General features: G+C 43.5%; 21 protein-coding genes. 12 read left to right on the plus strand and 9 right to left on the minus strand.

Annotated elements, in window-relative coordinates; translation table 11 throughout:
- Positions 1-36 precede the first annotated feature (36 nt).
- On the plus strand, positions 37-1,461 hold the full coding sequence (gene lpdA / locus N482_RS13945; protein WP_063377611.1) for a dihydrolipoyl dehydrogenase: 1,425 nt from the start codon (positions 37-39) through the stop codon (positions 1,459-1,461).
- 104 nt (positions 1,462-1,565) lie between these two features.
- Here lpdA and N482_RS13950 read toward each other — a convergent pair whose 3' ends face one another.
- Positions 1,566-1,760, minus strand: a complete 195-nt coding sequence (locus tag N482_RS13950) for a hypothetical protein (protein WP_063377612.1) — start codon at positions 1,758-1,760, stop codon at positions 1,566-1,568.
- A 107-nt stretch (positions 1,761-1,867) separates the two neighbouring features.
- Positions 1,868-2,977, minus strand: coding sequence for a tRNA nucleotidyltransferase (locus N482_RS13955; RefSeq protein WP_063377613.1), 1,110 nt, complete (start codon positions 2,975-2,977; stop codon positions 1,868-1,870).
- A gap of 173 nt (positions 2,978-3,150) precedes the next feature.
- Between N482_RS13955 and N482_RS13960 the strand changes: the two genes are divergently transcribed.
- Positions 3,151-4,065 (plus strand): ExeA family protein, encoded by a 915-nt coding sequence (locus tag N482_RS13960; protein ID WP_063377614.1) that lies wholly within the window; start codon positions 3,151-3,153, stop codon positions 4,063-4,065.
- Positions 4,066-4,074: 9 nt separating this feature from the next.
- Positions 4,075-5,163, plus strand: a complete 1,089-nt coding sequence (locus N482_RS13965) for a general secretion pathway protein GspB (protein ID WP_063377615.1) — start codon at positions 4,075-4,077, stop codon at positions 5,161-5,163.
- A gap of 35 nt (positions 5,164-5,198) precedes the next feature.
- On the opposite strand, the gene N482_RS13970 is transcribed toward N482_RS13965, so the two are convergent.
- Positions 5,199-6,392, minus strand: a complete 1,194-nt coding sequence (locus tag N482_RS13970) for an HD-GYP domain-containing protein (protein WP_081227955.1) — start codon at positions 6,390-6,392, stop codon at positions 5,199-5,201.
- A gap of 229 nt (positions 6,393-6,621) precedes the next feature.
- Here N482_RS13970 and N482_RS13975 point away from each other — a divergent pair, with 229 nt between their 5' ends.
- On the plus strand, positions 6,622-7,881 hold the full coding sequence (locus N482_RS13975) for a M20 metallopeptidase family protein (protein ID WP_419555039.1): 1,260 nt from the start codon (positions 6,622-6,624) through the stop codon (positions 7,879-7,881).
- 18 nt (positions 7,882-7,899) lie between these two features.
- Here N482_RS13975 and rluA read toward each other — a convergent pair whose 3' ends face one another.
- Positions 7,900-8,553: a bifunctional tRNA pseudouridine(32) synthase/23S rRNA pseudouridine(746) synthase RluA gene (rluA, locus tag N482_RS13980; protein WP_063377616.1), complete on the minus strand. Its 654-nt coding sequence runs from the start codon at positions 8,551-8,553 to the stop codon at positions 7,900-7,902.
- Positions 8,554-8,633: 80 nt separating this feature from the next.
- Positions 8,634-9,398 (minus strand): DeoR/GlpR family DNA-binding transcription regulator, encoded by a 765-nt coding sequence (locus tag N482_RS13985; protein WP_063377617.1) that lies wholly within the window; start codon positions 9,396-9,398, stop codon positions 8,634-8,636.
- 139 nt (positions 9,399-9,537) lie between these two features.
- On the opposite strand from N482_RS13985, the gene N482_RS13990 reads away from it, so the two are divergent.
- Positions 9,538-10,197: an HAD-IA family hydrolase gene (locus N482_RS13990; RefSeq protein ID WP_063377618.1), complete on the plus strand. Its 660-nt coding sequence runs from the start codon at positions 9,538-9,540 to the stop codon at positions 10,195-10,197.
- A complete protein-coding gene (locus tag N482_RS13995; protein ID WP_063377619.1) occupies positions 10,185-10,472 on the plus strand; it encodes a hypothetical protein in 288 nt (95 codons plus the stop codon). The genes N482_RS13990 and N482_RS13995 overlap by 13 nt, the downstream gene beginning before the upstream one ends.
- Positions 10,473-10,508: 36 nt before the next feature.
- On the opposite strand, the gene N482_RS14000 is transcribed toward N482_RS13995, so the two are convergent.
- Both N482_RS14000 and rapA read right to left on the minus strand, forming a co-directional pair.
- Positions 10,509-12,005 carry a hypothetical protein gene (locus N482_RS14000; RefSeq protein WP_063377620.1) on the minus strand — a complete coding sequence of 499 codons (1,497 nt, stop codon included), beginning with the start codon at positions 12,003-12,005 and terminating at the stop codon, positions 10,509-10,511.
- A 182-nt stretch (positions 12,006-12,187) separates the two neighbouring features.
- On the minus strand, positions 12,188-15,085 hold the full coding sequence (gene rapA, locus N482_RS14005) for an RNA polymerase-associated protein RapA (RefSeq protein ID WP_063377621.1): 2,898 nt from the start codon (positions 15,083-15,085) through the stop codon (positions 12,188-12,190).
- A 422-nt stretch (positions 15,086-15,507) separates the two neighbouring features.
- Here rapA and N482_RS14010 point away from each other — a divergent pair, with 422 nt between their 5' ends.
- The 3 genes from N482_RS14010 to N482_RS14020 all read left to right on the plus strand — a co-directional run bounded on the left by N482_RS14010 (position 15,508) and on the right by N482_RS14020 (position 21,747).
- Complete coding sequence (locus N482_RS14010) at positions 15,508-16,908, plus strand: PhoH family protein (protein WP_063377622.1); 1,401 nt, start codon at positions 15,508-15,510, stop codon at positions 16,906-16,908.
- 192 nt (positions 16,909-17,100) lie between these two features.
- A complete protein-coding gene (locus tag N482_RS14015) occupies positions 17,101-20,844 on the plus strand; it encodes an ATP-binding protein (RefSeq protein ID WP_063377623.1) in 3,744 nt (1,247 codons plus the stop codon).
- Complete coding sequence (locus tag N482_RS14020) at positions 20,845-21,747, plus strand: diguanylate cyclase domain-containing protein (protein WP_063377624.1); 903 nt, start codon at positions 20,845-20,847, stop codon at positions 21,745-21,747.
- Between the two features lie 60 nt (positions 21,748-21,807).
- On the opposite strand, the gene N482_RS14025 is transcribed toward N482_RS14020, so the two are convergent.
- Together N482_RS14025 and N482_RS14030 are read right to left on the minus strand one after the other, a co-directional pair.
- Entirely contained in the window at positions 21,808-22,173 is a 366-nt protein-coding gene (locus N482_RS14025) for a DUF3192 domain-containing protein (RefSeq protein WP_063377625.1), read from the minus strand.
- 193 nt (positions 22,174-22,366) lie between these two features.
- On the minus strand, positions 22,367-23,314 hold the full coding sequence (locus N482_RS14030; RefSeq protein ID WP_063377626.1) for a D-2-hydroxyacid dehydrogenase: 948 nt from the start codon (positions 23,312-23,314) through the stop codon (positions 22,367-22,369).
- A 264-nt stretch (positions 23,315-23,578) separates the two neighbouring features.
- Here N482_RS14030 and zntR point away from each other — a divergent pair, with 264 nt between their 5' ends.
- From zntR to N482_RS14045, 3 genes are all read left to right on the plus strand, one after another.
- Positions 23,579-23,992, plus strand: a complete 414-nt coding sequence (gene zntR, locus N482_RS14035; protein ID WP_063377627.1) for a Zn(2+)-responsive transcriptional regulator — start codon at positions 23,579-23,581, stop codon at positions 23,990-23,992.
- The gene (locus tag N482_RS14040) at positions 23,979-25,262 is read left to right on the plus strand and encodes an SO_0444 family Cu/Zn efflux transporter (RefSeq protein WP_063377628.1); all 1,284 of its coding nucleotides are present in this window, start codon (positions 23,979-23,981) and stop codon (positions 25,260-25,262) included. The genes zntR and N482_RS14040 overlap by 14 nt, the downstream gene beginning before the upstream one ends.
- A 94-nt stretch (positions 25,263-25,356) precedes the next feature.
- A complete protein-coding gene (locus N482_RS14045; RefSeq protein WP_063377629.1) occupies positions 25,357-26,454 on the plus strand; it encodes a 1-acyl-sn-glycerol-3-phosphate acyltransferase in 1,098 nt (365 codons plus the stop codon).
- The last annotated feature ends 67 nt before the right edge of the window (positions 26,455-26,521 follow it).

The following is a 26,521-nucleotide window of genomic DNA, read 5'->3' on the forward strand; positions in this document are numbered from 1 at the left end:
GTAGAGTCCCGTTCGAATAATAGTTAAGGTAATAACATGAGCAACGAAATCAAAACTCAAGTTGTTGTACTAGGCGGTGGTCCTGGTGGTTACTCTGCAGCATTCCGTGCAGCAGACCTAGGTTTAGATGTTACATTGATTGAATCTCGCGATACCCTAGGTGGTGTTTGCTTGAACGTAGGTTGTATTCCTTCTAAAGCACTACTTCACGTAGCTAAGGTTATTGACGATGCAGCTGAAATGGCTTCTCACGGTGTAACTTTCGGTGCTCCACAAATAGATTTAGACAAAATCCGTTCTTGGAAAGAGTCTGTAATCGGTCAACTTACTGGCGGTCTAGCTGGTATGTCTAAAATGCGTAAAGTTAACGTAGTTAACGGTTACGGTAAATTCACAGGTTCTAACACCATTGCTGTTGAAGGCGCTGACGGTACTAAGACTGTGACTTTCGACAATGCAATCATTGCAGCTGGTTCACAGCCTGTAAGCCTTCCGTTCATCCCACAAGATGAGCGCATCATTGATTCAACGGGTGCACTAGAGCTTCAAGACGTACCAGGCAAACTACTTGTACTAGGCGGTGGTATCATCGGTCTTGAGATGGGTACTGTTTACCGTGCGCTAGGTTCAGAAATCGACGTAGTTGAATTTGCTGACCAATTAGTACCAGCTGCTGATAAAGACATCATCAAAGTTTACCAGAAGTACGTTAAGAACAAATTCAACGTAATGCTTTCTACGAAAGTTGTTGCTGTTGAAGCGAAAGAAGACGGTATCTATGTTTCTTTCGAAGGTAAGCAAGCACCTGAAGGCCAGGTACGTTACGACAAAGTATTGGTGGCTGTTGGTCGCACACCAAACGGCAAACTACTTGATGCTGACAAAGCGGGCGTTGCTGTTGACGAGCGTGGCTTCATCAACACTGACAAGCAAATGAAAACAAACGTTGAGCACATTTTTGCGATCGGTGACATTGTTGGTCAGCCAATGCTTGCACACAAAGCGGTACACGAAGCACACGTTGCTGCAGAAGTTATCTCTGGTAAGAAGCACTACTTCGATCCTAAGTGTATTCCTTCAATCGCTTACACAGATCCAGAAATCGCATGGGTTGGTGTTACTGAGAAAGAAGCAAAAGAGCAAGGCCTTAAGATCGAAACTGCGGTATTCCCGTGGGCAGCATCTGGTCGTGCAATCGCTTCTGCACGTACTGAAGGTCAAACTAAGCTTATCTTTGATAAAGAATCAGGCCGTGTTATCGGCGGTGCAATGGTTGGTATCAATGCAGGCGAAATGCTTGGTGAGATCGGCCTAGCGGTAGAGATGGGTGCAGACGCAGAAGACGTGGCACTAACTATCCACGCTCACCCAACACTGAACGAGTCAATCGGTCTAGCTGCTGAAATATTTGAAGGTTCAATTACTGACCTTCCAAACAAAAAAGCAGTTAAAAAGAAGTAATTTAACTTCTATTGATTGAGCAGAATTGCTACTAAAAAACCCGGCTATAGCCGGGTTTTTTGTATCTCTAGCTTATTGATGTTCAATAAGCTGGGGTATTCTTGCTACTTCATTGGCGCTACGTACACACTGGCATTAGCAAAGCCTTCAGTGCCATCGCCATTTACGTCAGCCATCATGCGAGGGTGTTGCTGCACTCGCCACTTGTCAGAAGGGTAGCCAAAGCTACCAGTCCATTTTTGGACGCGAGGCCTGCGCAAATACAGATGTTCTAGACAGTGTTGAAAATACAATGTCATTGGTGGCAGCGACAAGCTGATGCTTTTTATTCAGAATTAGGTGAGTATGCAGGCAACATATTAACAGGAGTATAAGAAGGGGAGTGAGTGTACTCCCATTAGCGTGTTTAGCTTTGGTCTAGTAGGCTTTGAATGCGTTTTAACTTCAGCTTATCCATTTCTTTTTTGATCTCGGGACCTTTTGCACCTAGGTCTATCACTTCTTGTGCTTTGATATTGCTAGCTGCTTTATACGCATTATTTAATTCAATGACTCTTAATGCGCATTTGTCATCGATAACACGAGTAGTACTGATAAATGTACTTAGGCGTTCAGGACGACGCCATGCATCTAGCTGGTTTAAAATTGTCATCACTGTTTCTGCTTGCCAATCTACTGATTGCAAAAGCGGTAAGTTAGTTTGAAGGTCGCGCAGGGTGTCCGCAAAGGCTTTTGGGATCTTATGATCTTGCTCTAAGTCGTAACCATTCAGATCCGAATGATATTGCCACAGGCTAAACGCAGATCTCAGATAGGTTTCGTTATTTCGATCTAACTTAGATATCTGATCTGCAATAGCATTAGAGGTATTGTGATCCCACTGTGTTTGCCAAGGTGTAACATGGGTTAGCGCCTTAAGATCTGATAAGACATTGGTAAAGATATGAATTGCGCCGTCTTTTAGTGACTTTTCTATTTCCATCCACACCCGCTCTTTGGTGAGGGTTTTAAGCTCTCCTGCTGCAACCATTTCACTCATTAACAGGAGAGTATCGTTAGCAATGGTAAAGCCCAAGTAGTTATATCGGGCTGCAAATCTGGCAACACGTAAGATCCTAAGTGGGTCTTCGCTAAAGGCGTCACTTACATGGCGTAAGATCTTATTATCCAGATCTGTTTTACCTTGGTAGGGGTCGATCAGGTTACCCTGATCATCTTCTGCGATGGCATTGACTGTCAGATCTCGGCGGATCAGATCATCTTCAAGTGTAATCGTTGGATCAAAATCGCAAATAAAGCCGGTATAGCCTTGTCCTTGTTTACGCTCGGTTCGAGCAAGCGCATGCTCATCTTTGCTCTCGGGATGCAAGAATACAGGAAAGTCCTTACCAACCTGTTGGTAGCCGAGCTTTAACATATCTCTGATTGTGGCGCCTACCACCACATAGTCTCGCTCTAAAATGGGTCGGCCGAGTAGCTTATCTCTGACCGCGCCACCTACCAAATACACCTTCATAGTCATCCTAAATACTTCGTTGGTTAATAATTTACTATGGCACTATCGTCTTGAGTTTAAAATGTTTGTTCCTAAATTAATGAAAAATTCAGGGACGATTAAGCAAACAATGTTTTAACTTAAAGTGATTTTTTGCCATTATAGGCAGCATTCTAACAATAAAGAGACATATCGTGTATTTACGCTACTTTGGTTTAACGGAGAAACCGTTTTCAATTGCGCCGAATCCTGAGTTTCTGTTTTTAAGTGATCGCCACAAAGAAGCGTTGGCACATTTAACCTATGGACTTGGAGACGCTGGCGGTTTTGTACTACTAACAGGAGAAGTGGGGACGGGGAAAACCACTGTAACTCGGAGTATGTTAGCGCAGTTGCCTGAATCAACTCAGGTTGCATTCGTATTGAACCCGGCATTATCAGAAATGGAACTACTAGCCAGTATCTGTGATGAGCTCAACATTGAGTACGATGCCAAAGAAGCGTCATTAAAGTCTTTAACTGATGTGATAAAAGCGAGGTTACTGGAAAATCATGAGCAAGGTGGCCACACCATGCTGATTATTGATGAAGCACAGCACTTGGCAGCTGAAGTGCTTGAACAGTTGCGCTTATTAACCAATTTAGAAACTGATTACAAAAAGTTGCTGCAAATAGTTTTAGTTGGGCAGCCAGAATTACAACAATTATTACAGCGCAATGAGTTACGTCAGTTAGCCCAAAGGATCACGGCACGATATCATTTATTGCCTTTAACAGAATCGCAGGTATTTTCGTATGTTAAGCACAGGCTCAATAAAGCTGGGTGTGAAGCAAACCTATTTAGTGATCAATCGATCCAGTATATTCATCAGGTTACGGCGGGGATCCCGAGGCTGATAAACTTACTTGCCGATCGCTGTTTGTTAGGCGCCTACTCGGCGCAACAACAAGAGGTAAGTAAGCAAATAGCGCAGGAAGCAGCAAAAGAAGCTTTGCCGCTGAATCTAATTCCAGAGCAACAAACAAGAACACTGAATGTTCCTGCTCTGGTTTCTGGCTGGGTTGCGGCGATGTTTGTCTGCGGCTTTGGTCTTTCATTTATATTTTAATGGTGCACTATGTCTTATCTTGTCAACGCATTAAAACAATCACAACAACAATCAAAGTCTGAACAAGATTATGTGCAGGCGCGACAAAGTGCACAAGTGGCGTTTTATAAGCGTCTGAGCATGGGGTTAGGTGGTGGGCTTCTAACTGTATGCGCATTAGGTGCGGGTTTTATGGTAGGTCAGTCAGTACAATCTGAGCCTCCTGTAGACAAGGCAACCACTTTGGCTTCAGCAACTGAAACAGCGGCAGAAAATACGGAACAACCACCCGTGGCAGAAAAGCCGGCTGTAACGTCAGATACATCTGCCACAACACAAGTTGCTCCTGCTACGAATATAGCCTCTCAAGCGCTCCCCCAAACAGGGCAGGTGATAGCGCAAGTGCCTGTGCAGATGCAGCCGCAGTTCAACACAGCTATCAACAATCAAATGAGTTATCAATGGATGTCGGTGCAGGTGGGTTTTGATGCCAGTGGTCGTGCAGTGTATTCACAGCAGCTAGTGCCAGTGAATAGTCAAGGTCAGGTGATGAATGTACCTGTGCAGGGCCAGACTCCACAAATGCAACAGTTTGTACCAAATCAACAATTTATTCAGCCCAATATGGGTTATGCGCAGCAACCAATGGCTACAATGAATAATCAAAATATAGGGCAATATCGCGTTGCGGGCGCGCCATCAAACGGCATGGGTCAAAATAGTGCTACTGCTGAGGCGCAACAAGAGGAAGAATTAGATAATGTCTCAGATGAGCTCAAGCAAGCTTTTGCTCAAGCAGTTGCTGAGACGCAACCGACAAGCTATCGAGAGGCAAGTGCTGACGGTGATGTTGTTTCGACTAGCCGCGGCACTGCTAATGCTACACCGATAGAATTACTGCCACCACGACTGCAAAACAGCATTCCATCTTTGCGATATCAGGCACATATTTATGCCACTGAGCCAGAAAAACGCTGGATTAAACTGAATAATCGTGAGCTGTATGAGGGTGATAATCTGGGGGCTCTGACCATTGTAGAGATCACACCTGAGCAAGCCTTGTTTGATTTTGATGGAATTGAATTCACCCTGAGCGCGATGCAGGATTGGATCCCATAACCTAAACGCAACCAGCTACCTTAACGCGCCATATGCTAAGGTAGCATCGAATGGCGGAAGAATTTAATCAAATCCAATCCGAACTCTTCCGGCTTGACCGCAGCATCTAATTCATCATCAATACGCTTGTCACTGAGATCAACATCTCGTACTTCGACATGAAACATGTTTTTTGCGTTATAAAAGACCTTGACGACAGGTTGAAGCGGTGAGTCTGGGTTGCTAGCTGCAACAATGCCAACACGCTGGCTTTTGAGCTTAACTAAGGTGCCAACGGGGTACATTCCAATGCAGTGGATAAACTGATTAAGTAATGCTTCATCAAACTCGTGTGGGCAGCCTGCTTTGAGCTTTTTAAATGCTCGAATAGGAGTCATCCCTATTTTGTATACTCGCTCTGCTGTCAATGCATCGTATACATCGACAATGGAGATCATACGTACATATTGGGAGAGCTCTTCGCCTTTTTTAGCATACGGATAGCCCTTACCATTAAGTCGTTCATGGTGGAACCCTGCAATTTCAGTAGCAATGTCACCCAGCCCGCTATCTTTGACGATGTCATGGCTGAACTTAGCATGCTCTCGCATGATCTCAAATTCATTGTCACTGAGTTTTTCGGGCTTTTGTAAGATGTTATCAGGAATTTTGATTTTACCGATATCGTGAAGCAACGCCCCTGTCGCCAGCTCTTCAATGAGCGCTCTATCAAAGCCAAGGTGCTTGGCAAAAATACTCATTAAAATAGACACATTGAGGGAGTGTTCCAGTAGGTAGCCATCTTTGTCACGGATCCGTGCGATGCATGCCAAAGCATCTTGATTTCTAAATACTGAGTCGATAAATCCAGATGCCGTCTCTTTAAATTCTGTGACATCAATAGCTCGCCCATCACGAATATCTGTAAAAGCTTTTTCTTGCAGCTGTTTCGCTTGCTCATACATTTTAGTGGCTTGCCCCAACTCCGCTTCAACTGGCACTGACTTGTGCCAAGGATCAGCTTTAGCTGGCTGTAAAACCTCTTCAGCGACTGGGATCTCTTCTTGAGTATGATGTAAGGTTTTATCAGGGTCTATTTCTACTTCGAGTACGCCGGATTGGACCAAGTTTTTGATCCCTTTTTCATCCCTTACCCAACCTTGGTTTTTCACTCTGACATGGCCAGCTTGTTTAATCACGCCCACAACATACATGCCAGGTTCTAAAGCTTTGATACTTATTGTTTTCACAGTATGAAAATCCCCCTATAGAGATTTTAAGCTTAGCAAAGGCCGCGTAAAATGGTAGATCAAAAGCATGAATCGAAGGGAGTTTGCCTCAAACCTAAAAGCGGTTCATAAAATAGTTGCAATTGTGGGTTTTTGTTTGCAATCTGGTATGACACATAAGCTCAATAATAATAACTTTATGAAAACACTGATCACGTCTCTTGCGTTACTTTGCGGTGCTAGCTCAGTTATGGCTAGTACATTGGATCAACAGGTAACTCGTGCTATGCCAGCGCTTGAGGAGCTTTACCTCCATCTTCATCAAAACCCTGAGTTATCTCTTCAAGAGCAAAAAACAGGTGCTCGGCTGGCGAGTGAGCTTAAACAATTGGGTTTCCAGGTAACGGAACGCGTGGGTGGATTTGGCGTTGTAGGCTTGCTAACAAATGGTGAAGGTCCGACGGTGATGATCCGCGCAGATACCGATGGGCTGCCAATTGTAGAACAAACAGGAAAGCCCTACGCATCAAAAGTTAAAGTAAAAGATGCTAACAATAATACCGTGGGTGTAATGCATGGCTGCGGTCATGATATTCATATGACGAGTTTTATCGGTGCAGCAGAGCAGTTGGTGGCTAATAAAGAGCAATGGCAGGGCACTTTAATGATGGTTGCGCAGCCGGCAGAAGAGGTCGGTGCTGGTGCAAAAGCCATGATAAAAGAAGGGCTATTTAGCAAGTTTGCTAAGCCTGATCACGTATTAGGGTTACATGTTAGCGCTGCGTTGCCTGCGGGTAAGGTCGCGATATCACCGGGTTATGCGTTGGCAAACGTCGACTCCGTGGACATTATTGTAAAGGGGAAAGGCGGTCATGGTGCGTACCCACATACTACAGTAGATCCGGTCGTGTTGGCATCACGTATTGTGCTTGGGATCCAGACAATTACTAGCCGTGAGATCTCGCCATTAAAGCCCTCCGTGATCACGGTGGGATCCATTCATGGTGGATCAAAGCATAACATCATTTCTAATGAAGTTAAGCTGCAACTAACTTTGAGATCTTATGACAGAGAGGTTCGCGATCAACAAATTGCTGCGCTTGACCGGTTGACCAAAGGCATTGCTCATAGTGCGGGGTTACCAGACTCACATGCACCCGTTGTTTATGTGCACGAAGAAGAAAGTATTCCATCTACATACAATGAACCGGCCCTTGCTAACCGAGTGACTGAGAGCATTCGTAATGAATTAGGGGCATCTCAGGTTGTAAAGTCTGAGCCTGTTATGGCAGGAGAAGATTTCGGGTTATATGGTCGCACAGATGACAATATTCCAATCACAATTTTTTGGCTAGGCGGCGTCAATCCGCAAGAGTACCAGCGTGCACAACAAAGTGGAGAGCCTTTACCCTCTTTGCACTCAAGTAAGTTTGCACCCGATTACCAATTGGCCATCAAAACGGGGGTACGAGCAATGACTGCCAGCGCTTTAGATCTTTTTAATCAATAGCATAAGTGAGCACCAGACTTAAAAAGGATCTGGTGCTTCAAAGTGCATCATCTCGCCACTTACTGGGTGACAGATCTGCAACATTTGAGCGTGTAGCTGTAGCCTTTTCGCAGCGGCTAGTGCATCGCCTTGAGCATAAAGTCTATCGCCCAGTATTACATGCCCTAAAGACTGCATATGTACACGTAGTTGATGAGAGCGGCCCGTGATCGGTGTCAGTGACACGCGTGTAGCATTCGCTTCATGCTCAATCACTTCAAAGTGAGTCAGAGAAGGTTTACCAGATTCATGGCAAACTTTTTGTTTTGGCCGATTTGGCCAATCGCAAATTAAAGGTAAGTCAACAGAGCCATTAAGTTGCTCTAATTGGCCATATACTCTCGCCACATAGCGCTTTTTAGTTAGTCTATCTTGAAATTGAATACTCAAAAAACGGTGTGCTTCTTTGTGCATGGCCAAACACAATACCCCTGAAGTGGCCATATCTAATCTATGCACTATTTTCGCATTGGGATAAACACGGTTTATACGCGTGATGGCACTGTCTGCGTGTTTTGGATCCTTGCCTGGCACAGTTAACAAACCGCTAGGTTTGTTGATCACAAGCATGTGTTCGTCCTGATATAAAATCTCAATGTACGGATCAAGTGGCGGGTTATAGTTTAGGAGCACTGCAATATTCCAAAATAGATCAAAACCCGCCTAGTTTAACTGGCAACACGTAAAAGGCCAAGCAAGCAGTCTTAGCGTGCTCATTTATCTGGCACGATTTCAAGTTCAATACCTAGCTCTTTGATGCTTGATTGTACGTCAGAGCGCAACCCTTGATCGGTGATGATGTGATGGATCTTTTGCGCGGGCACTATCTGATAAGTCATGGTTTTATCAAGCTTATCGTGGGGACCCATTAAAACAGTACGATCCGCTTGCTCTATGGTCGCCCTCAGTACTTCAGCTTCTTCAAAGTAGTTGACGCAAAAACCATGTTTGACATGAAATGCACATATACCCATAAACACTAAATCAAAGCGGATCTGCTTAAGCATCTCGATTGCGCTACTACCTGTGGTACGCATCGCGGGTTTGAACATGCGACCACCTAGCTGGATCACTTGGACTTGAGGGTGTTGCATTAAATCTTGAACGATTAATGGGCAACCAGTGACAACTGTTAAAGGCAGGTTGGCTGGCAGGTTTTGTGCCAAATACCGACATGTTTCCCCTGAATCAATCACAATAGTCTGACTGGCTTTAAGCATTGCCAATGCCGGTTGTATAAAGCGTTTTTTAGACGGATCTGGTGAGTTTAATCGATCGAAATAATCCGGTGTATCTTCTTGCAGTACGAGGGCGCCGCCATGTACACGGCGCAATAGTTTTAGCTCGCCTAATTTATTGAGATCACGCCTGATCGTATCCTCACTCACAGCCAGTAATTTAGCGAGATCAACAGAGGTGATCCGGCCATGAATATTAAGTTGTTCTAAAATCAATTGGTGTCGTTCTGCTAATAACACTTTGCATGTTCCTGCGCTTTTTTGCCGAATTTTACTTGATCTTAGGGGAATGGCAAGGCTATTATTTGCATGTTTAAGTCTGTTTTTGCATTTATTTTTATTTTTATGCACTTTTTTACGTATTTAAAAAGGAGGTAGTATGGAACATTTCTGTGATCTAACCGCATATCACGGTGTGATATTTGATATGGATGGCACATTGGTTGACTCTGATATCGCACTTGCTAAGGCGATAGCACCTTGGTGCAAAATGCACGATCTGGATCTGGACATGGTTTTAAGCGAAGGGCGAGGCATCCGTTTTGAAGACTTTATCAGTCGCTTCGTACCACACTTAGATATTCATAAAGAAGTTAAAAGCTTAGAAGGCTCGGAGGCTGTTTTTGCAGACAACGTGTGTGAAGTTGCTGGCGCGAATACATTTATCCGTCATTTAAATCAATTGCAGTTGCCTTGGGTGCTAGCAACGTCAGCAGATCGCGAAAATGCCGTTAATCGTATGCAAAATAGCGATTTGCCTGTCCCTTCTACCATGGTTACGGCTGAAGATGTACAGCGAGGCAAGCCTGATCCGGAACCTTTTGTGATAGCTGCAAGTAAATTGGGTGTTTCTAGCTCTGCCTGTTTAGTATTTGAAGACTCTGATGCGGGAGTAAAAGGCGCGTTAGCTGCCGGCTGCGATGTGGTTGTGGTGGGCAGTTTTTGTCAACTGGCGCATCCCAACATTGTGGCGAGGGTTTCAGATTACAACGCTTGGAATGAAGTTTTGTCTGCAAAGGTGAACACATGCAAAAATTGAGTTGGTCAAATTTTTTATCTAGCAATGAGCGGTATTGGGATGTTGCGGGCATATTATTTGGTGCGATTGCTGGTATTGCCCTACTAGGACAACTATTAAATGAAATGGAACGACAGGAAGACAGTACGCTCTCCATGACATTCTTATTTGGCTATGTCGTGGTGTTTAGCTTTTGGTTGCTTTACGGTATGCGTTTTAAACGCCCCGCAATTATAGTGACTAATCTCGCTTGTTTAGTATTACAGTCGTGGATAGCTGTAGTGGTACTCAGCTAGCAGTAGGGGGCGTTTTATGCCCCCAAAAATTGCATATCAATCCTCGATAAAAGGTCCTGCATCATGGCTGAATTTAAACACGGCGGAGCTTCCGGTACGACAGCTTTCTCCCGCAGGGTAATAACATACTTCAATACCATCACGTCTAAATTTGGTAATCTCATAAATTACTTCTTGCTCATTAATAGAGGTATAGAGCTTACCCTCAACGACAGCGAATGTACCAGTCCCTTCAGGGGAGGTCACTTCGGATACCGTTTGGCCATCTGGTGTTGGCATCATACTAAAGAAATAAGGGGCGCTGCTACCATCAGATTCCAATGTCATATTGGTATAGCCAAGGAAACTGTCTGAAAATTCTTCGACACCTAACTGGTCGCGCACTTCTACTTGAATGATTCTTTTGCCCTGCATTTTCAAAGGACCCTGCGGGTAGAATTCAGAATAAAAGTAAAAGTTCACGTACAATGTGTTACCTTTTTTCGCAAGTAACTCATAGTAAAACTGGCAGCTGACGTAGCAACTGTTGTCTGGGCAGCGCAGTACCGTGCCGAGCTCAGGGTGATCGAGTTTTTCTCTATAAAGTTGCCCCATACTGTCGATAGACCATTTAGAAGCGGTGTGTGCGATATTCGCTACAGCAACTTGATCGGGGTAGTAATCGTGATAACGGCCGAATGCATGCCACTGGCCTACTACTTGCTCATGGGTAAGCACAACATCTTGTTTTTCGACCATTAAACCGTGTATCCAGCGGGCTTTTTTGGCTGTTTTGTCGACCTGTTTGGCAACAAATCTAAGCCCAATATCATCAATATAATCGACAACGCTCAACACATATTTTATTGGAGTATCACCACTTTGATAATGAAGGATGAGCTTTTTACCCCTCATTTTCCATATCAGCTCGCTTTGCGTGTTATCCCAATGCTGAATCGTGCCTGTTCCATCTTCGTTAAAAGTCACGCTGGCAGTACTCGCTGCTTTAAACCAAGATACTTCGGCATGTGTCACTTCATCAATATATTCGATTTCCCAAGTCTTGTTTACCAGTTGAGTTTGCCACTTTTGAAGCTGACGTTGTTGCACAAGCTTGGCATTATTTACCTGAGTAAATGTTCTGAGTACTCTCTGTGCTTCTTTATGCCAGACTTGAATATGTTGAGTGTAGTGCGTGTCTTGCCCTAAGTTTTGAGTATTAACAGTCAAAGCTGTTAACTGGTAGATATGTGTCTCGTTTTCCGCCATCAACAGCTCATATTGAGTAAGAGGTTGGTTAAGTTGGATGTGAATTTGTTGCTCAGGTTGCCATTGCCACTGGCCTGTTACTTTTACGTCACTAAATAGTATTGCCTGCTTATTTGGCCTGAAGGTGAGCTTATAGGCCTGATTCACAACATCATGATCCACAAGAAAATAGTGCCCCTGAATATGTGTGGTGTGTTTAGCAAATACTGACGCTGAGACAGAGCCAAGTAATAGCATAGCGAATAATAGTAGTGTGTTTATTGGTTTTATTTTCATTATTATCATTATCATTTCCTTGATTGTATAAATCTTATTCAACTTAGCAATAAAGGATATGATATACAATGTGTTGGTTATGAATTAAATAATAAAAAAAGTATGGATGTTGTGAAGGGAGTTCATGAAAAGACATATTAAAAAGCAAGGTAGCGGCGTGAATGTCCGCTACCTTATCAGTATTTGGTGCCTTATTGGTTAGATACCACGATTAAGCGAATAGCATCTAACTTAACTTGTGCTTTTGAGATGTGCTCACTCAATTGTGCTTTTTGCTTATCGAACACCTGAATTTCTTCATCACGAATATTCGGGTTGATTGCTTTCAGTGCACTTAAACGATTTTGCTCTTCTTCTAAGCGCGTTTGCATATTGCTTTGCGCTTGAATCTGCAAGGCTTCTAATTGCTGGTTCGCAAGTTCATTTGCTTTGGCAATAAGTGGGTGGATCCCTGACTGCAATGCATTTGCCAGTTTACTAGCCGTTTGACGTCCAACGGCTGAAAGCTGCTGATTAAACGCATCAAAAGCGACATTGTCCGCCAAGTTATTACCTGCTTTGTCCATTAATACACGAATTGGCGTGGGCGGTAAGAAGCGACCTACTTGTAGAGATTTTGGTGCTGATGTCTCAGCGACAAAAATAAGTTCAACAAAGAAAGTACCCACTGGGAGTTTGTTATTTTTAAGTAGTGCTACAGACGCACAGCCAAAATCATCATCGCAGATCATGTCCATCACGCCTTCAACCATTGGATGGTCCCAGCTGATAAACTGTGCATCTTCTTGAGACAGCGATGTTGAGCGGTCGAATGTAACAGTAATGCCGTCATCCTTTAAGCACGGAAATGATGGGTTGAGCATATGTTCCGTTGGCTTGAGGATAATGGTGTTTTCGCCTTTATCTTCTTGGTTTACGCCAAAGGTATCAAATACATTGATCATAAACGCAGGCAAGATAACATCGTCATCCAGTTGCTCAATCTCAGTGACAATGCGCTCTGCGCGACCTTGGCCACTAGAATGCAGTTCTAACAGGCGGTCACGGCCTTGTTCCATTTTGGCACGTAATACTTTGTTCTGTTTGGCGACTTGCTCTAGTAGCGGGTCCAATTCTTCTTCATCACAGTTATGTGCGCCGATAAACTCTAATAAGTCTTCACCAAACTCTTTATAAAGTAGCTGGCCTGTGGTGCTGGTGGTTTCAAACGCATCTAGCGCTTCGTCGTACCATCTTAGTATGACTTCTTGCGCGGTATTGCTGAAATAAGGCACATGGATGTTGACGTCATGTTGTTGGCCAATTCTGTCCAATCGACCAATTCGCTGCTCTAACAGATCCGGATTAAGAGGCAAATCAAATAGGACAAGGTGATGCGAAAACTGGAAGTTACGACCTTCGGAGCCAATTTCAGAGCACAGCAGCACTTGCGCACTATCATATTCATCTGCAAAGTACGCTGCTGCACGGTCACGCTCAATAATCGACATACCTTCATGGAACACTGCTGAGCGGATACCTTCGCGTTCACGCAGGGTTTGCTCTAAGCTAATGGCTGTTTGTGCTTCTGCACAAATTAAAAGCACCTTTTCGTGTTTGAGCTCTTTCAGTTTTTCGATTAACCAAGTCACGCGCGGATCAAACTGAGTCCAGCTTGCGCTTTCACCTTCAAACTCTTGGAAGATTTTTTCAGGGAATAATGCACGTAACGCGCTCTTTTCTGCACTTTGAATACCGCCAATGTTGCCTAAAACAGACATGGCTGTTTTGTATTGCTTCGGCATTTCTACAGGATAGGCATGTACTTTACGGCTTGGATAGCCATCGATGCCGCTGCGGCTGTTACGGAACAAAATACGTCCTGTGCCGTGGCGGTCTAGTAGCATGCTGAGCAGTTCTTGTTTTGCGTTTTGCTCACCACTTTTTATATGACTCAGTAATTCTGAGATATCTGTTTCTTTTAACAGCGACGTAATAGTTTGAGTCGCTTTTTCGTCAAGCACATCATCTTGTAGTAACTTGTTAGCAGCGTCGGCGATTTCTTTGTAATTACTTTCTTCTTCAACAAACGCATCATAATCGTAGAAACGATCTGGGTCTAACAATTGTAGACGTGCGAAATGACTGCGATGACCAAGTTGATCAGGTGTCGCCGTCAATAGGATAAGCCCAGGAATGTCTTGGCTCAGTTCAGCAATGCGCTGATATTCTGTACTTGGCTTGTCATTTTCTACCGTTAAATGATGTGCTTCATCGACGATGAGGAGATCCCAGTCAGCCAAAGTTGCTTGTTCAAACCAACGGCGTTTTTTCGTTATAAATTCAAGACTCATAAGAACAAGTTGTTCTGTTTCAAATACATTGGGTGAGTCGGCAAAAGCTTCGTCACAACGCTCTTCGTCAAATATAGAAAAACGCAAGTTGAAACGTCGCAGCATTTCAACGAGCCATTGGTGCTGCAGGTTCTCAGGCACAACGATGAGCACGCGGTTAGCACGACCCGTGAGTATTTGCTGATGCAGGATCATACCTGCTTCTATGGTTTTACCTAGGCCTACTTCATCCGATAGTAAAACACGGGGTGCAAAACGTTGCCCTACTTCATCAGCGATATACAGCTGGTGAGGGATCAAGCTCGCGCGTTGACCAATTAGACCCTTAAGATGAGATTGTTGACGGTTAAGCTGGTGCTGCCAAGTTTGATAGCGCAATGTATAGCGATCAAAACGGTCAACCTGACCTGCAAATAGTCGGTCTTGTGGTTTGTTGAACTTAATAAAATGATCTAGAAAAGTCTCTTTTAGGCTAACCGTTTCTTCTGTATCTAGACGAACACCATGATAGCAAAGTAAATCTCCTTGCTCTTCAATGCTGTCGACACGCATTTCCCACTCTTCAACACTGCGGATCACATCCCCAGGATTGAACGCAACGCGAGTAACCGGCGCTTCTTGTACAGAATAAACGCGGTTTTCTCCACTGGCGGGAAACAGAATGGTTACTTGTCGACCCTCTAAGCCGACAATGGCCCCTAAACCCAAATCTGATTCGGTATCGCTTATCCAGCGCTGACCTAAGGAAAAATTCATGGTTTTCTCATCTTCGCAGAAAAAAGGCGGCTATGTTACCTAGAAGCAAAGCCTTGTTCAAGATTGTAAAAGCACATTAAATATGCCTTGCCTCAGGTAATTAATGCCGTTTTGCACAGTGTCTTGTACACAATACAATTTTACTTACTGGTAATTATTTTTTATTACGCAATATTGGTTCTTAAGCATAGCCAAAGTTTATGTGTATAGAAGATAAAATATACGAACTTGAAGGGTAAAAAAAGTACTCAGTGATAAATTTTGTTTTTACTATAGGAACTTTATAAAGGGTTGCGTTGAGAAGTTTTTGTCATAAAAACGACTTTTGTGACAAATAGACTAAAATTAAGTTAGAGCTTTGTACTGTGTGGCGAGCAGTGCGCAGTTCATTCATAGAAATTGCAGACGAATAGGAATGCACTATGGGAAAAGATGACCTCGACCGGAAAATTTATGTTTTAGATACCAACGTTTTACTTCACGAGCCCCTCGCTTACCTCTCCTTCCAAGAACACGATGTAGTTATCCCTATGACAGTGTTAGAAGAACTTGACCATATCAAAGACCGCAAACGCGATGTGAGTCGAGATGCGCGTGTAGCGATACGTAGTCTAGATGACGTGTTAACTAATGCAACGCCTGAGCAAATGCTCGAGGGGGTTGATTTACCAAAAGTACAAAGAGAACCAAATAAACCTGCTAGCAGCGGTAAGCTGATTATCGTCAATGATCACCTATATCCAGACAGTATTTCAGGCTTACCCGGCAATGAAAACGATCACAGCATTATTAACTGTGCGCTACAGTTACAAAAGCAATACGCAGAAAAAAAAGTGGTTCTAGTCACCAAAGACATCAACATGCGTTTAAAAGCCAAAGGGGTTGGTCTGAAGTTTGTTGAAGATTATCGAACAGATCAATTAATTGATGACATCAATCTACTTACCTCCGGGTACAACAAATTTGAAGGGGATTTTTGGGCCTCCGTAGGGGAGTGTCAAACTGAGCAACAGGGTCGCTATAGCTTACACAAAGTCCCCAAATCTAGAATGCCAGAAGTATTTTATAATGAGTACCTTTTGGACGACAGCGAACACTTTGCAGCAAGAGTGGTGGGATATGATGAGTCGTATGTGACATTAAAAGACATCAGTGTCGAGCGGCTACTACATCAACAAGCTTGGGGAGTGAAACCCAAAAACGTGTATCAGGGTATGGCACTTGATGCGTTACTCGATCCAAATGTAGAGCTGGTGGTTCTGACTGGGCCTGCTGGGTGTGGTAAAACTTTACTGGCGCTTGCCAGTGCGCTGGAAATGATCATCGAAAAAGGCATTTATGACAAAGTGATCGTAACGCGAAATACGCCTGAGATTGCTGAAAGTATCGGCTTTTTACCGGGCACGGAAGAAGAGAAAATGGCGCCTTGGCTTGCAGCCATTACAGACACGCTGGAAGTATTGCATAAGCATGATGAAAGCCCAATCTCTAGTCGCAATTACATTATGGAAAAGGCCAACATACAGTTTAAGTCAGTGAATTTCATGCGTGGTCGTAGCATTCAAAATGCGGTAGTGATCTTAGATGAAAGTCAAAACCTAACGGCATCTCAGTTGAAAACCATTATCACGCGCTGTGGTGAGGGGACCAAGTTAATTTGTACGGGTAACCTTGCCCAGATTGATAGTAATTACCTGACGCCTGTAACTTCAGGGCTTACCTATATTGTGGAGCGCTTTAAGGATTTTGAAGGTAGTGCGACCATTAACTTGAATGGGGTAGTGAGAAGCCGCTTGGCCTCATTTGCAGAGGAAAACTTATAATTTTATAAAGTTTCTTCACAAAACGCGGGTTTCAAATATCAAAAGCTGTGGCATTCGCTACAGCTTTTTTGTGTGCCATCATAATGGCTTGCAGTCGCATTATTTATCGATGATGCTGAGTTTAGCTTGCTTATCCAACAGTGGCTCGCTAACCTTTCAAAAAACAAGGAATAATAATTAACGAGTCTTTTAATGGACATTTTGTCAGAATTCCTGCCGCTAAAAACCTATCGACGTTCAATTTGTGTTGCACTATTTATTCCCCTAATTTTGGCGATCGTATTGTGCTTTCACCTATTCAATATCAAACTCGAACGTCAGTATGAAATCTATCAGCTGCAATTTTCTTCGGCACTTGCACAAGTCGATCAAGCTGCGAGTGCTGCAAGCACGGTCATTGGCAGCATAAAACGAGGCTTGGACACACCAATCAAGTATCAGCTTGATGACAGTGTTCAGCAGCAGGTACGTCAACAACTCGGTTATTACTATCACCAATTGCCCGATCAGGGAGGCGAACTCATAGGGCTCGGTACATATCAGGCGTCTCCTCGAGTGATTGAGCATTGGTTGCATGTTATGGCATTGGGGCCAAGTTTTGATACTGCGCTGGCACTTATTTCAGAGTTAGAGGCTGTTGCCTATTTTAATGAATATGGATTTGCGTTTGTAAAGCGCCGAGATAATACAAAAAGTCATTTATTAACAGCCATTATTGAGGGGCGATTTAGTCCCAGACAGGGTGTAATTTCAACGCCAGACAGTAAGCATAGCCGCATATTCGGAAACGAATATTTCAGTATTACGCAACCGATCAGTAGTGGTGGAAGGTCGCACATTATATTGATTTATAATGCAGATAAAGTAACTGATTTATTAGATAAACTCATATTTAGTGGGGGGGCATTGGCGCTGGTTGATCAACAGGCCCGCGTATTGGTGCAAAGTCGCAATCAAGGTGCCCCCATCAACCTTCAAAAAACAGAAAAGTCACTGCCTTGGCTTGGAGGAGTCGAATTTCAAGGTGATACTCAAAATGCGCCTTATACATTGCGATTTTCTCAATCAGAATCTGAGTTTACGGCGGCAGTTTATTTAGAGGTCATGGTTGAACTCGGCTTCTTAGTTTTATTTATCTTATTTACCTTTTTCACGTTTACATGGCTTAACGGGCAAATTTTCATTCGTCCACTGAGGCACTTTGTCAATTATCTTACTAAGCAAGACTTGGTTGAAGAGCAGACCTTAAACTATCCCGTACCGAAAGATTGGCAGCCTTGGTTTAGTGAAATCAAACGGGTTGTTTCGCAGCGGCAAAGCCTATTTACGCAGATGGAAACGCACAACGCGCGTTTGGACGAGCAAGTACAAAGACAGCGTCAGGCTCTTTCTAGGAGTTTTGAAGCCAAAGAGCGTCAAGCTGCCTTACTTAATACCGTGCTTAACTCAGTACCAGATTTAATCTACTTTAAAAACATAGATGGCTCTTTTATTGGATGTAATCAGGCATTTGAGCGTTTTATTGGTGTTACGCAAGGTGAGCTAGTGGCCAAAGAACATCATGAGGTGAGTCAAAAGTACTTTGATTTATTGGACTTAGAGCATGCCATGGAGGCGCATAGCATACCTCTGACTGAGACATTTGACTTTGATGATAAGTCTTACTTAGTGAGTGTGTCGCCCTTGTTCGATGAACAAGGAAAGCGAATAGGCAGCTTAGGTATCGCGCGGGATATTAGTGAGCAGCAACAGGCGATGACCGCGTTGCGTGCCTCGGAACAAAACTTTAGAGCTGCCATTGAACATGCGCCAAATGGCATATTGCTCGTTTCGACAGAGTGTATCGTACTGGAATTCAATCGTGCAGTACGAAAATTACTCACTAGTGTAGAAGTTGGCACTCATATTAGCGGTTTATTTGATACTGATGAACTGGATACATTAAACGGCGTGTTACAGCAGCTGTTAGAGGAGCGTAAGGGCGCTAAAGTACTAAGTTTGGCCCAAACTGAGCCGGCCATTTGGTTGCAACTAAGTATATCTTTGGTTTGGGATAAACAGAAAAACCCTAAATATTTCGTTATTCATGTACAAAATGTCACTGCATTGACGCAGGCGAAGGTTGATGCTGAGCGTGCTAATAAGGCGAAAAGCCGCTTTATAGCTAACATAAGCCACGAAATTCGTACTCCCCTTAATGCCATATTGGGGCTTGTCGGTATTTTGAAACCTGCATTATCCAAGCCGCAAGATATTGAAAAACTCTCACACATTCAGGGGGCCGCTCAGCAGTTATTAACAATGCTCAGCGATATTTTGAGCTTTGCTCGTCTAGAAGGAGGGCAAGGAAAGCTTAACCACAAAGCCTTTTCAGCTATTAATTTAGTGAATAGTTTAAATGCTTTAATCCAGCCATTAAGTGATGCTAAAAATCTCGCGTTAAGGTTACAAGTTGGCGCGACAGTCTGGCCAGAATTTATCGGTGACGAAGCTCGTTTAAAACAGATATTGGTCAACTTACTGGGTAATGCCGTTAAGTTTACAACCAGTGGAGAAGTTGGGTTACGGGTCGAATCTAAATGGGGCGAAGAAGGGGAGCAGTGGCTGTCTTTTTCGGTGTTTGATACGGGGCCAGGAATTAAAAAAGCGGATCAGAAAAGGCTGTTTGATGCATTCACTCAGGGTAATGAGTCTAACTCTCGTGAGCACGATGGGATCGGTTTGGGGTTAGCAATTGTAAAGCAGCAAGTGGCTCTGGTAGGCGGAAAAATTGAAGTGCGCAGCGAGGAAGGGTGTGGCAGTACCTTTGAATTAGAGTTAATGCTACAAACAAAGCAAAATACGCAATTGAATCGCGAAACGCCAATTTGCTTGATATCAAGTCAGGATCAGCCTGCTTACTTGGACGTGTATGAAATTCAGCATTTTGCCAATTTTGGTGAGGCGCTACATCACTTAGATGCGTTTACTTATGTGGCATGCGATAACTTTGACGAATTAACGTACTTATGCGACCACTACAGTGAAATAGATACCTCGACATGCAAGGCGCTGGTGATACCAGATAACTTGGACATTGATAATTGTGTTATCCCTTTGCCGACGTTTAAATTACCCATGCATGCATTCTACCAGTCTTTGTGTTTATCACCTTTCGAGTCCAGTCATTCACACTCAGTAGAAGAACACAGTTTATCAAATGCTCTGTGTGTCGTGGTGGACGATAACGAACTCAATTTGGATATTTCTAAAACTGTTTTAGAGCAACATGGTGCGGCAGTTGTAGCGTTGACGAGTGCACAAAATATAGTAGAAATATGTGCGAAATTAATGCCGGATATGGTGGTCATGGATATATATATGCCGCATATTGACGGTTACCAAGCAACCGAATTACTTCGTAAAGAATTTGATCAAACGACTCTGCCTATTATTGCGCTAACAGCCAATGCCCATGAGCATGAGCGAGAAAAATCGTTTGCCAAAGGCGTCAATGAATTTTTGGTCAAGCCCATTTCTCCGGCTGAGTTAGGCGCTGCGCTTAAGCCATTCTCAAGCAGTCAACATATTGTATTTGATAAAGACTTTGCGTTTAAGCAATTGATGGAGAACCAGCCTTTGGTTACGGCAATGCTACAGAAGTTTGCTAAACTGTGTGATGAATATACTGATCGTATACACCAAGTGAGTACACATATTGAACTTGCTGATGTGGCACACAGCATTAAAGGTGCCGCAGGTGGTATTGGGTTATTACGTTTAGCTGAATGTGCAAAAGAAGTCGAAGCGATTGCGCGACAACAGGCTAAAAACATCAGTATTGATAGTACTCAATCAAATGAAGCTGATGAGCTAAAAGGCATTAGAAAAGGTGAATTAGCCGCGTTAGTGATCCAAGCCCAGCAGTTTATTTCATTCGAGATAAAAGGAAGTTAAATGCAAAAATCAGCCAATATCTTAGTGTTAGACGGGGACCCTTTAAATCGTGTGGTTCTTGAAAATACCCTCAGTGAAGATCATCTCGTAATTAGTTGTGCCTGTAGTGAAAAGGCATTTGAACGGTTAACGCAAACCAAGTTTGACTTGATCATTGTTGATATATTAATGCCAGATGACGAAGGGCTAGATTTTCTGCTACAGCTAAAAGCAGATCCCATGTGCTATCAAATTCCAGTAATCGTGATTTCAGCAAGTAACAGCTATCAAGATGAGGCGCGAGGGCTTATGCTTGGAGCAGTTGACTATATCGTGAAGCCATTCAGTCCGAATATTGTCAAAGCGAGGGTTAAAATTCACCTCGCTATCAAACAAAAAAACGACTTGTTAGAGCGGCTCGCAAATATCGATGGTTTAACAGAAGTACCCAATCGCAGAGCGCTGGATGAAACGCTGGCACAATTGTGGTACCAAAGCCGAGATCAACATGTGTCGTTATCCATTTTGTTGGTCGATATAGACTATTTTAAAGAGTTTAATGATTCATGTGGCTATAGTGCAGGGGATGAATGCCTTGTTAAGGTTGCCAAAGCACTAGAAAGCATCACGCAGCGGGTAGATGGCTTTGTAGCGCGTTACGATGGGGTGCGGTTCGTTGCTCTGGCGAATAAGCGAGGGGCAGAGCAAGCCTTGGCATTGGCTTCGGCAATGCATCAAGCTGTCGACGCTTTAGAGATACCGCATCCCAGTTCACCAATGTGTGCTCATGTGACAATAAGTGTTGGTGTGGTTCATGTCAGTGATGACTTTTCTGGCGATCAAACCGAAAGCTTAGTGCAAGCCGATGAAGCCCTAATTAAAGCACATCAACTTCAAGAGAGGGTAGTGCTTGTTAATCGATAGGTAGGCGCAGCAAAAAAGCCGCGTACAGCGGCTTAGAGCAGGGAAATTAAAAGTTCGGTATTATAAATAGTTATCAACCGCAGATTGGCCAAAGCCAATTAATTCTTTGTCTTTAAAGACAAGCGGTGTGCATTCATCTTTAGTGACCTTGCCATCCGAGTGCTTACTGTTAGTCGCAAAATAAAGTACCTGGTAGGTGTGACCATCCTTTGATACAGCTTCTGTAAAATCAGGCGTATTGAACTGTTTGATGACTTCTTTGTATGTCGTGCCAAGCGCAAGATTACTGATTTTTTCTCTGTTACTTTTGTGTGTTGATTCCCAGCTGCTGTTATAGTGGCGCATTTCGCCATCTGATACAGCAACAATACAACCTGATAAAAGAGTCGTGCTTAAAAGCGCTGTTGCAACAAGTAGTTTTTTCATTTTTATATCCTCTGTAACTCAACATATGGCGATGTGTGATGCCAAGTTATCCGTTTGTTTTTCAGTTTGCTTGATAGGTTGCAAATGCTTTGCCAATTATTTTTTGTAAATAAAACAATGTTTTAATTTTTTGTTGGAACGCTTAATTGTATAAAAAACAAAAAAATAACAAAAACAATCAAAATATAGTCGATTACACCACGCGATTTGTTTGACCACCATTTAGATAGCTGCCGATGTTTTCTGCGATCCCTGCGACTAGTCTATCAATAGACTCTTTGCTTGCCCATGCCGTGTGTGGCGTGAGGAGTAGGTTATCGCCTTGATATTGTATGAGAGGGTTGTTAGGTTGTGCAGGTTCGATAGACAACACATCTACCCCAGCCGCCGCAAGTTGCTTACCTCGTAAGGCCTGAGTCAATGCGTGCTCATCAACTATACCGCCACGTGCAGTATTAATTAAAATGGCGTGTTTAGGCAATAGGGCCAAAGTATCTGTATTGAATACATTTTCTGTTTGTGGGGTGAGCGGGCAATGAATAGACACAATGTCCGCAACCTTTAAGGCTTCTTCAAAGGCCATCCTACCACGTCGCACTTCTTTACTATTGGGGCGTTCAGCAACAATTACTTGGGCACCAAATGCTTTTGCGACATTGGCTACTGCTTGACCTAGGTTACCGTAGCCCACGATAACAAATCGTTTGTTGGCAATCTCATTGATCGAGTGATCTAAACGGCAAAACATTGGGCTTTGTTGCCAAGCGCCGTTACGGCAATCTTCAGCATAGCGATGGATATTTGTCATTAAGTTGCCAAGCAAAGTAAATGTATGTTGCACCACAGACGGGGTAGAGTAGCCTGCGACATTGGTAACTGCAATGCCAGCAGCCCTTGCCGCAGCCAAGTCGATATTATTGGTCCCTGTCGCGGCGACACAAATTAATTTTAACTGTGAGGCTTGTGCAAAGTGGGTCTCATTCAGTTGTACTTTGTTTGAAATAACAACATTAGCGTCTTGAATTCGGTGGTGTACTTGCTCAGCTGTTGTATGGTCATAAGTGGTCACGGTACCAAACTTCATCAAAGGTGACAGATCAACGCCGGCTAAAGTGGCCGCATCCAAAACTACAATATTCATATTTTTATCTCGTTATTGACCTTGGAGTTAAGACCAAGGTTTATACTTTCTATTAGGATGAAATATGCAATCGCTTGAGCGACGTTTCTGTAAAAGTGAGCCTTACCGCGAGATTTGCAAAGTTCATAAAGTTAAGTTCGAAAAAGCGTTGCGCAGTTTACCACTTTTCAAGCCAAAGTAGGGGGATTGCGGCAACTGATTTTTTAATCGCCATTGTGCGGCGGTGTTGGCGAAAACCGTTAATGATAATAAGGGAACTGTGAGATGTTTCGAATTGGGCAATTAGCAAATCAACTAAATGTGTCGACAGACACCTTGAGGTACTACGAACAGCAAGGATTATTGACTGCTAGTGAAAGAAGTGCCGCTGGGTATCGTCTCTATAATAAGCAAGCTGTAGACAGAATGCAGTTTATTATTCGCGCAAAAGAAGTCGGATTTAACTTGAAAGATATCCAAGAATTGTTGAGTATCAAGATAGATAAACAACTACACAGCTGCGAAGAGGTTAAAATATTGACGCTACAAAAGCGAGACTGGATCAGAGAGCGGATCGCACAGTTGAGTATATTTGAGCGGTCTTTGACCTTGCTTGCAAACCAATGTTGTGGAGGCAGTGAGCCTGCGGATACATGTTCAATTTTAACTGCATTGGAGGATGTAGATGGCGCTAATTGATAATTTTTGGCAACTATTTGTGGTGTCGGCACCGTGGCTAATGCTGGGGTTATTGTTGGCGGGCTTACTCAATGTCTTTATTCCAAAAAACTTTTTGCAACGACATTTGGGGAAAGAGGGCCTTTGGACCACGGTTAAAGCGGCATTGATAGGCGCACCCATGCCATTGTGCTCTTGTGGAGTTATCCCTGCGGCCATCGGGCTCAGACGAGCTGGCGGCTCTAAGAGTGCAACGACGGCATTTTTAGTGTCGACTCCTGAAACCGGCGTCGACTCTATTTCTGTGTCTTATGCGCTGCTTGGCCCCTTTCTGGCAATCATTCGGCCGATTGCAGCGGTAGCAAGTGCCATTACCGCGGGTCTGCTGGTGGGCAGAGATAATCGTGTGACTGAGCCGCTTGAGACGGCACATAGTGCAGAAAAATCATCAGGCTGTTGTGGCAGTAAAAAGCACGCAGCTCCTCCAATGGAGCAAGCATCATGTTGTAGCACTGATTCGACAACTGTTTCGTCTGCTGTTATGCAGGCTGAGACATGCGCGTCGGTAGTGGTAGAAACAAGCTGCTGTGCCACAAAGCAACCTACAGTTCCAGACTGTGCGCACCATCATTCGCAAAAAGAAGAAGCACAAACGTCACACAGTTGTTGTGAGACAGACATAGAGCCGAAAAAAACAGAGGCTTGTTGTTCGGCTGGAACGCCCGTGGTCCCAAGCTTTGGGAATAAGCTTTGGCAAGCAACCAAATTTAGTTGTAACAAGCTGTTATCTGATACTATGGTTTGGCTTTTAATTGGTTTATTCTTCGCAGCGCTAGTGCAAACGTTTGTACCAACAGAGTTTTTAGCTCAGTGGGGAGATGGCATTTTAGCCATGTTGGTGGTGATTTTGATCAGCATTCCCATGTATATTTGTGCCACTGCTTCAACACCAATTGCAGCAGGCTTACTGTTAGCGGGTGTCTCTCCAGGGGCTGTGTTGGTATTTATGTTGGCAGGGCCAGCGACGAATGTGGCCACTATTGGTGTTGTTGCAAAAGAGCTTGGTCAGAGGGCGGTGGCAGCTTATATAGTCGCAGTTATTGGCGTTGCTATCGTGTTTGGCTTTTTGACTGACTATTTGGTGATACAGTTTGGTTTTGAAGTCGCGCCAATGATTGGTCATGAGCATGAGGTGTTACCTAATTGGCTAAGCCAAATGAGTGCATTGGTATTGGCTGCCTTGATGTTGCGGTTATTTGTAATCGATTTGAAACAGCGTTTGGCCAATTAATGTGGTCAGACTTGATATTCTTAGCATCTCTTTAGAGAGCGGGCTAGAATAAGCCGTTTTTTGTCACACGATCCAGATCAGTAAGAGTAATTTAGTGGATAAATACGCAGATATAAGACCTTATAACGATGAAGAAGTACCAGCTGCATTGGCTAGGCTGTTAGCCGATGAGCAGTTTTTAGATGTCATTGCTGAACATAATTTACCTAAGTGGATTGCAGCTTGTCCTAAAGTGAGCCGCCCATTAGTGCGTGCGCGTTTAAAGTTAAAGTGGCGCACAGTAAACAATGTAGAGGCTGTTCAAAATGAGGTTGCCACTTACCTGTCAATGCTGATTGAGCGCACAACGGATAAAGTGACCTATTCAGGTTTAGAGCAATTAGATAAAGACAGTGCCTATTTGTTTATCTCAAATCACCGCGATATTGTCCTCGACCCAGCCCTTATGAATTGGGGTCTACATCAAAATAATTTGCCAACTGTGCGAATAGCGATTGGTGATAACCTGTTGCAAGTGCCTTATATCACTGAGTTGATGAGGCTAAACAAAAGCTTTATTGTAAAGCGCTCAGCAAAAGCACCAAAAGAGATGCTCAAAGCTTTGTCGCAATTATCTGGCTATATACATGACTCATTGGATGAAGGCCACTCTATCTGGATTGCGCAAAAAGAAGGGCGCGCTAAAGATGGCATTGATTTTACCGATCCAGCGCTACTGAAAATGCTGCAACTGCACGGACGAAGACTCAAACTACCGTTTTCTGACTATGTACGTAAGTTAAAAGTGGTACCGGTTTCTATTTCTTATCAGTATGAGCCATGCGCACTGGCAAAAGCGAAAGAGCTTTACCATAAACAGCAATTTGGCGAGTACCAAAAAGCCGAAGGTGAGGATATCAAGAGTATCATTGATGGTTTTAGTGCTGATAAAGGCAATGTCCATGTTGCATTTGGTACACCTATTAATGATGAGTTTGAAACGCCAGAGCAATTGGCTGAGATCATTGATAAACAAATCATTGAAAACTATCACCTTCATTCAAGCAATTATTTGGCTGCTGGTGAAGCGGATCAAAGTAGCGACGAAGAGACGACATGTTTCAATAATAACCTAGAGTCTGTACCACAAGAGTTGAAAGAATTTGTGCTATCAATGTACGCACAGCCAGTGAAAAGAAAGTCGTCGATTTAACTCGCTGAATAATGAACTAAATTAAGCGTTCAAAGGGAAGCCTTTGGGCGTTTTTTTGTATTTATAA

It is taken from the genome of Pseudoalteromonas luteoviolacea NCIMB 1942 (assembly GCF_001625595.1).
Lineage (GTDB): Bacteria > Pseudomonadota > Gammaproteobacteria > Enterobacterales > Alteromonadaceae > Pseudoalteromonas > Pseudoalteromonas luteoviolacea_A.

Bases quoted from the DNA above. Each gene is read 5' to 3' on its own strand.
- N482_RS13990 (WP_063377618.1), top strand. From the start codon at position 9,538: ATGGAACATTTCTGTGATCTAACCGCATATCACGGTGTGATATTTGAT.
- N482_RS13950 (WP_063377612.1), bottom strand. From the start codon at position 1,760: ATGACATTGTATTTTCAACACTGTCTAGAACATCTGTATTTGCGCAGG.
- N482_RS14025 (WP_063377625.1), bottom strand. From the start codon at position 22,173: ATGAAAAAACTACTTGTTGCAACAGCGCTTTTAAGCACGACTCTTTTA.
- N482_RS13995 (WP_063377619.1), top strand. From the start codon at position 10,185: ATGCAAAAATTGAGTTGGTCAAATTTTTTATCTAGCAATGAGCGGTAT.
- N482_RS13975 (WP_419555039.1), top strand. From the start codon at position 6,622: ATGGCTAGTACATTGGATCAACAGGTAACTCGTGCTATGCCAGCGCTT.
- N482_RS14000 (WP_063377620.1), bottom strand. From the start codon at position 12,005: ATGATAATAATGAAAATAAAACCAATAAACACACTACTATTATTCGCT.
- N482_RS14015 (WP_063377623.1), top strand. From the start codon at position 17,101: ATGGACATTTTGTCAGAATTCCTGCCGCTAAAAACCTATCGACGTTCA.
- N482_RS14030 (WP_063377626.1), bottom strand. From the start codon at position 23,314: ATGAATATTGTAGTTTTGGATGCGGCCACTTTAGCCGGCGTTGATCTG.
- rapA (WP_063377621.1), bottom strand. From the start codon at position 15,085: ATGAATTTTTCCTTAGGTCAGCGCTGGATAAGCGATACCGAATCAGAT.
- N482_RS14010 (WP_063377622.1), top strand. From the start codon at position 15,508: ATGGGAAAAGATGACCTCGACCGGAAAATTTATGTTTTAGATACCAAC.
- N482_RS13965 (WP_063377615.1), top strand. From the start codon at position 4,075: ATGTCTTATCTTGTCAACGCATTAAAACAATCACAACAACAATCAAAG.
- lpdA (WP_063377611.1), top strand. From the start codon at position 37: ATGAGCAACGAAATCAAAACTCAAGTTGTTGTACTAGGCGGTGGTCCT.
- zntR (WP_063377627.1), top strand. From the start codon at position 23,579: ATGTTTCGAATTGGGCAATTAGCAAATCAACTAAATGTGTCGACAGAC.
- N482_RS14020 (WP_063377624.1), top strand. From the start codon at position 20,845: ATGCAAAAATCAGCCAATATCTTAGTGTTAGACGGGGACCCTTTAAAT.
- N482_RS14040 (WP_063377628.1), top strand. From the start codon at position 23,979: ATGGCGCTAATTGATAATTTTTGGCAACTATTTGTGGTGTCGGCACCG.
- N482_RS13955 (WP_063377613.1), bottom strand. From the start codon at position 2,977: ATGAAGGTGTATTTGGTAGGTGGCGCGGTCAGAGATAAGCTACTCGGC.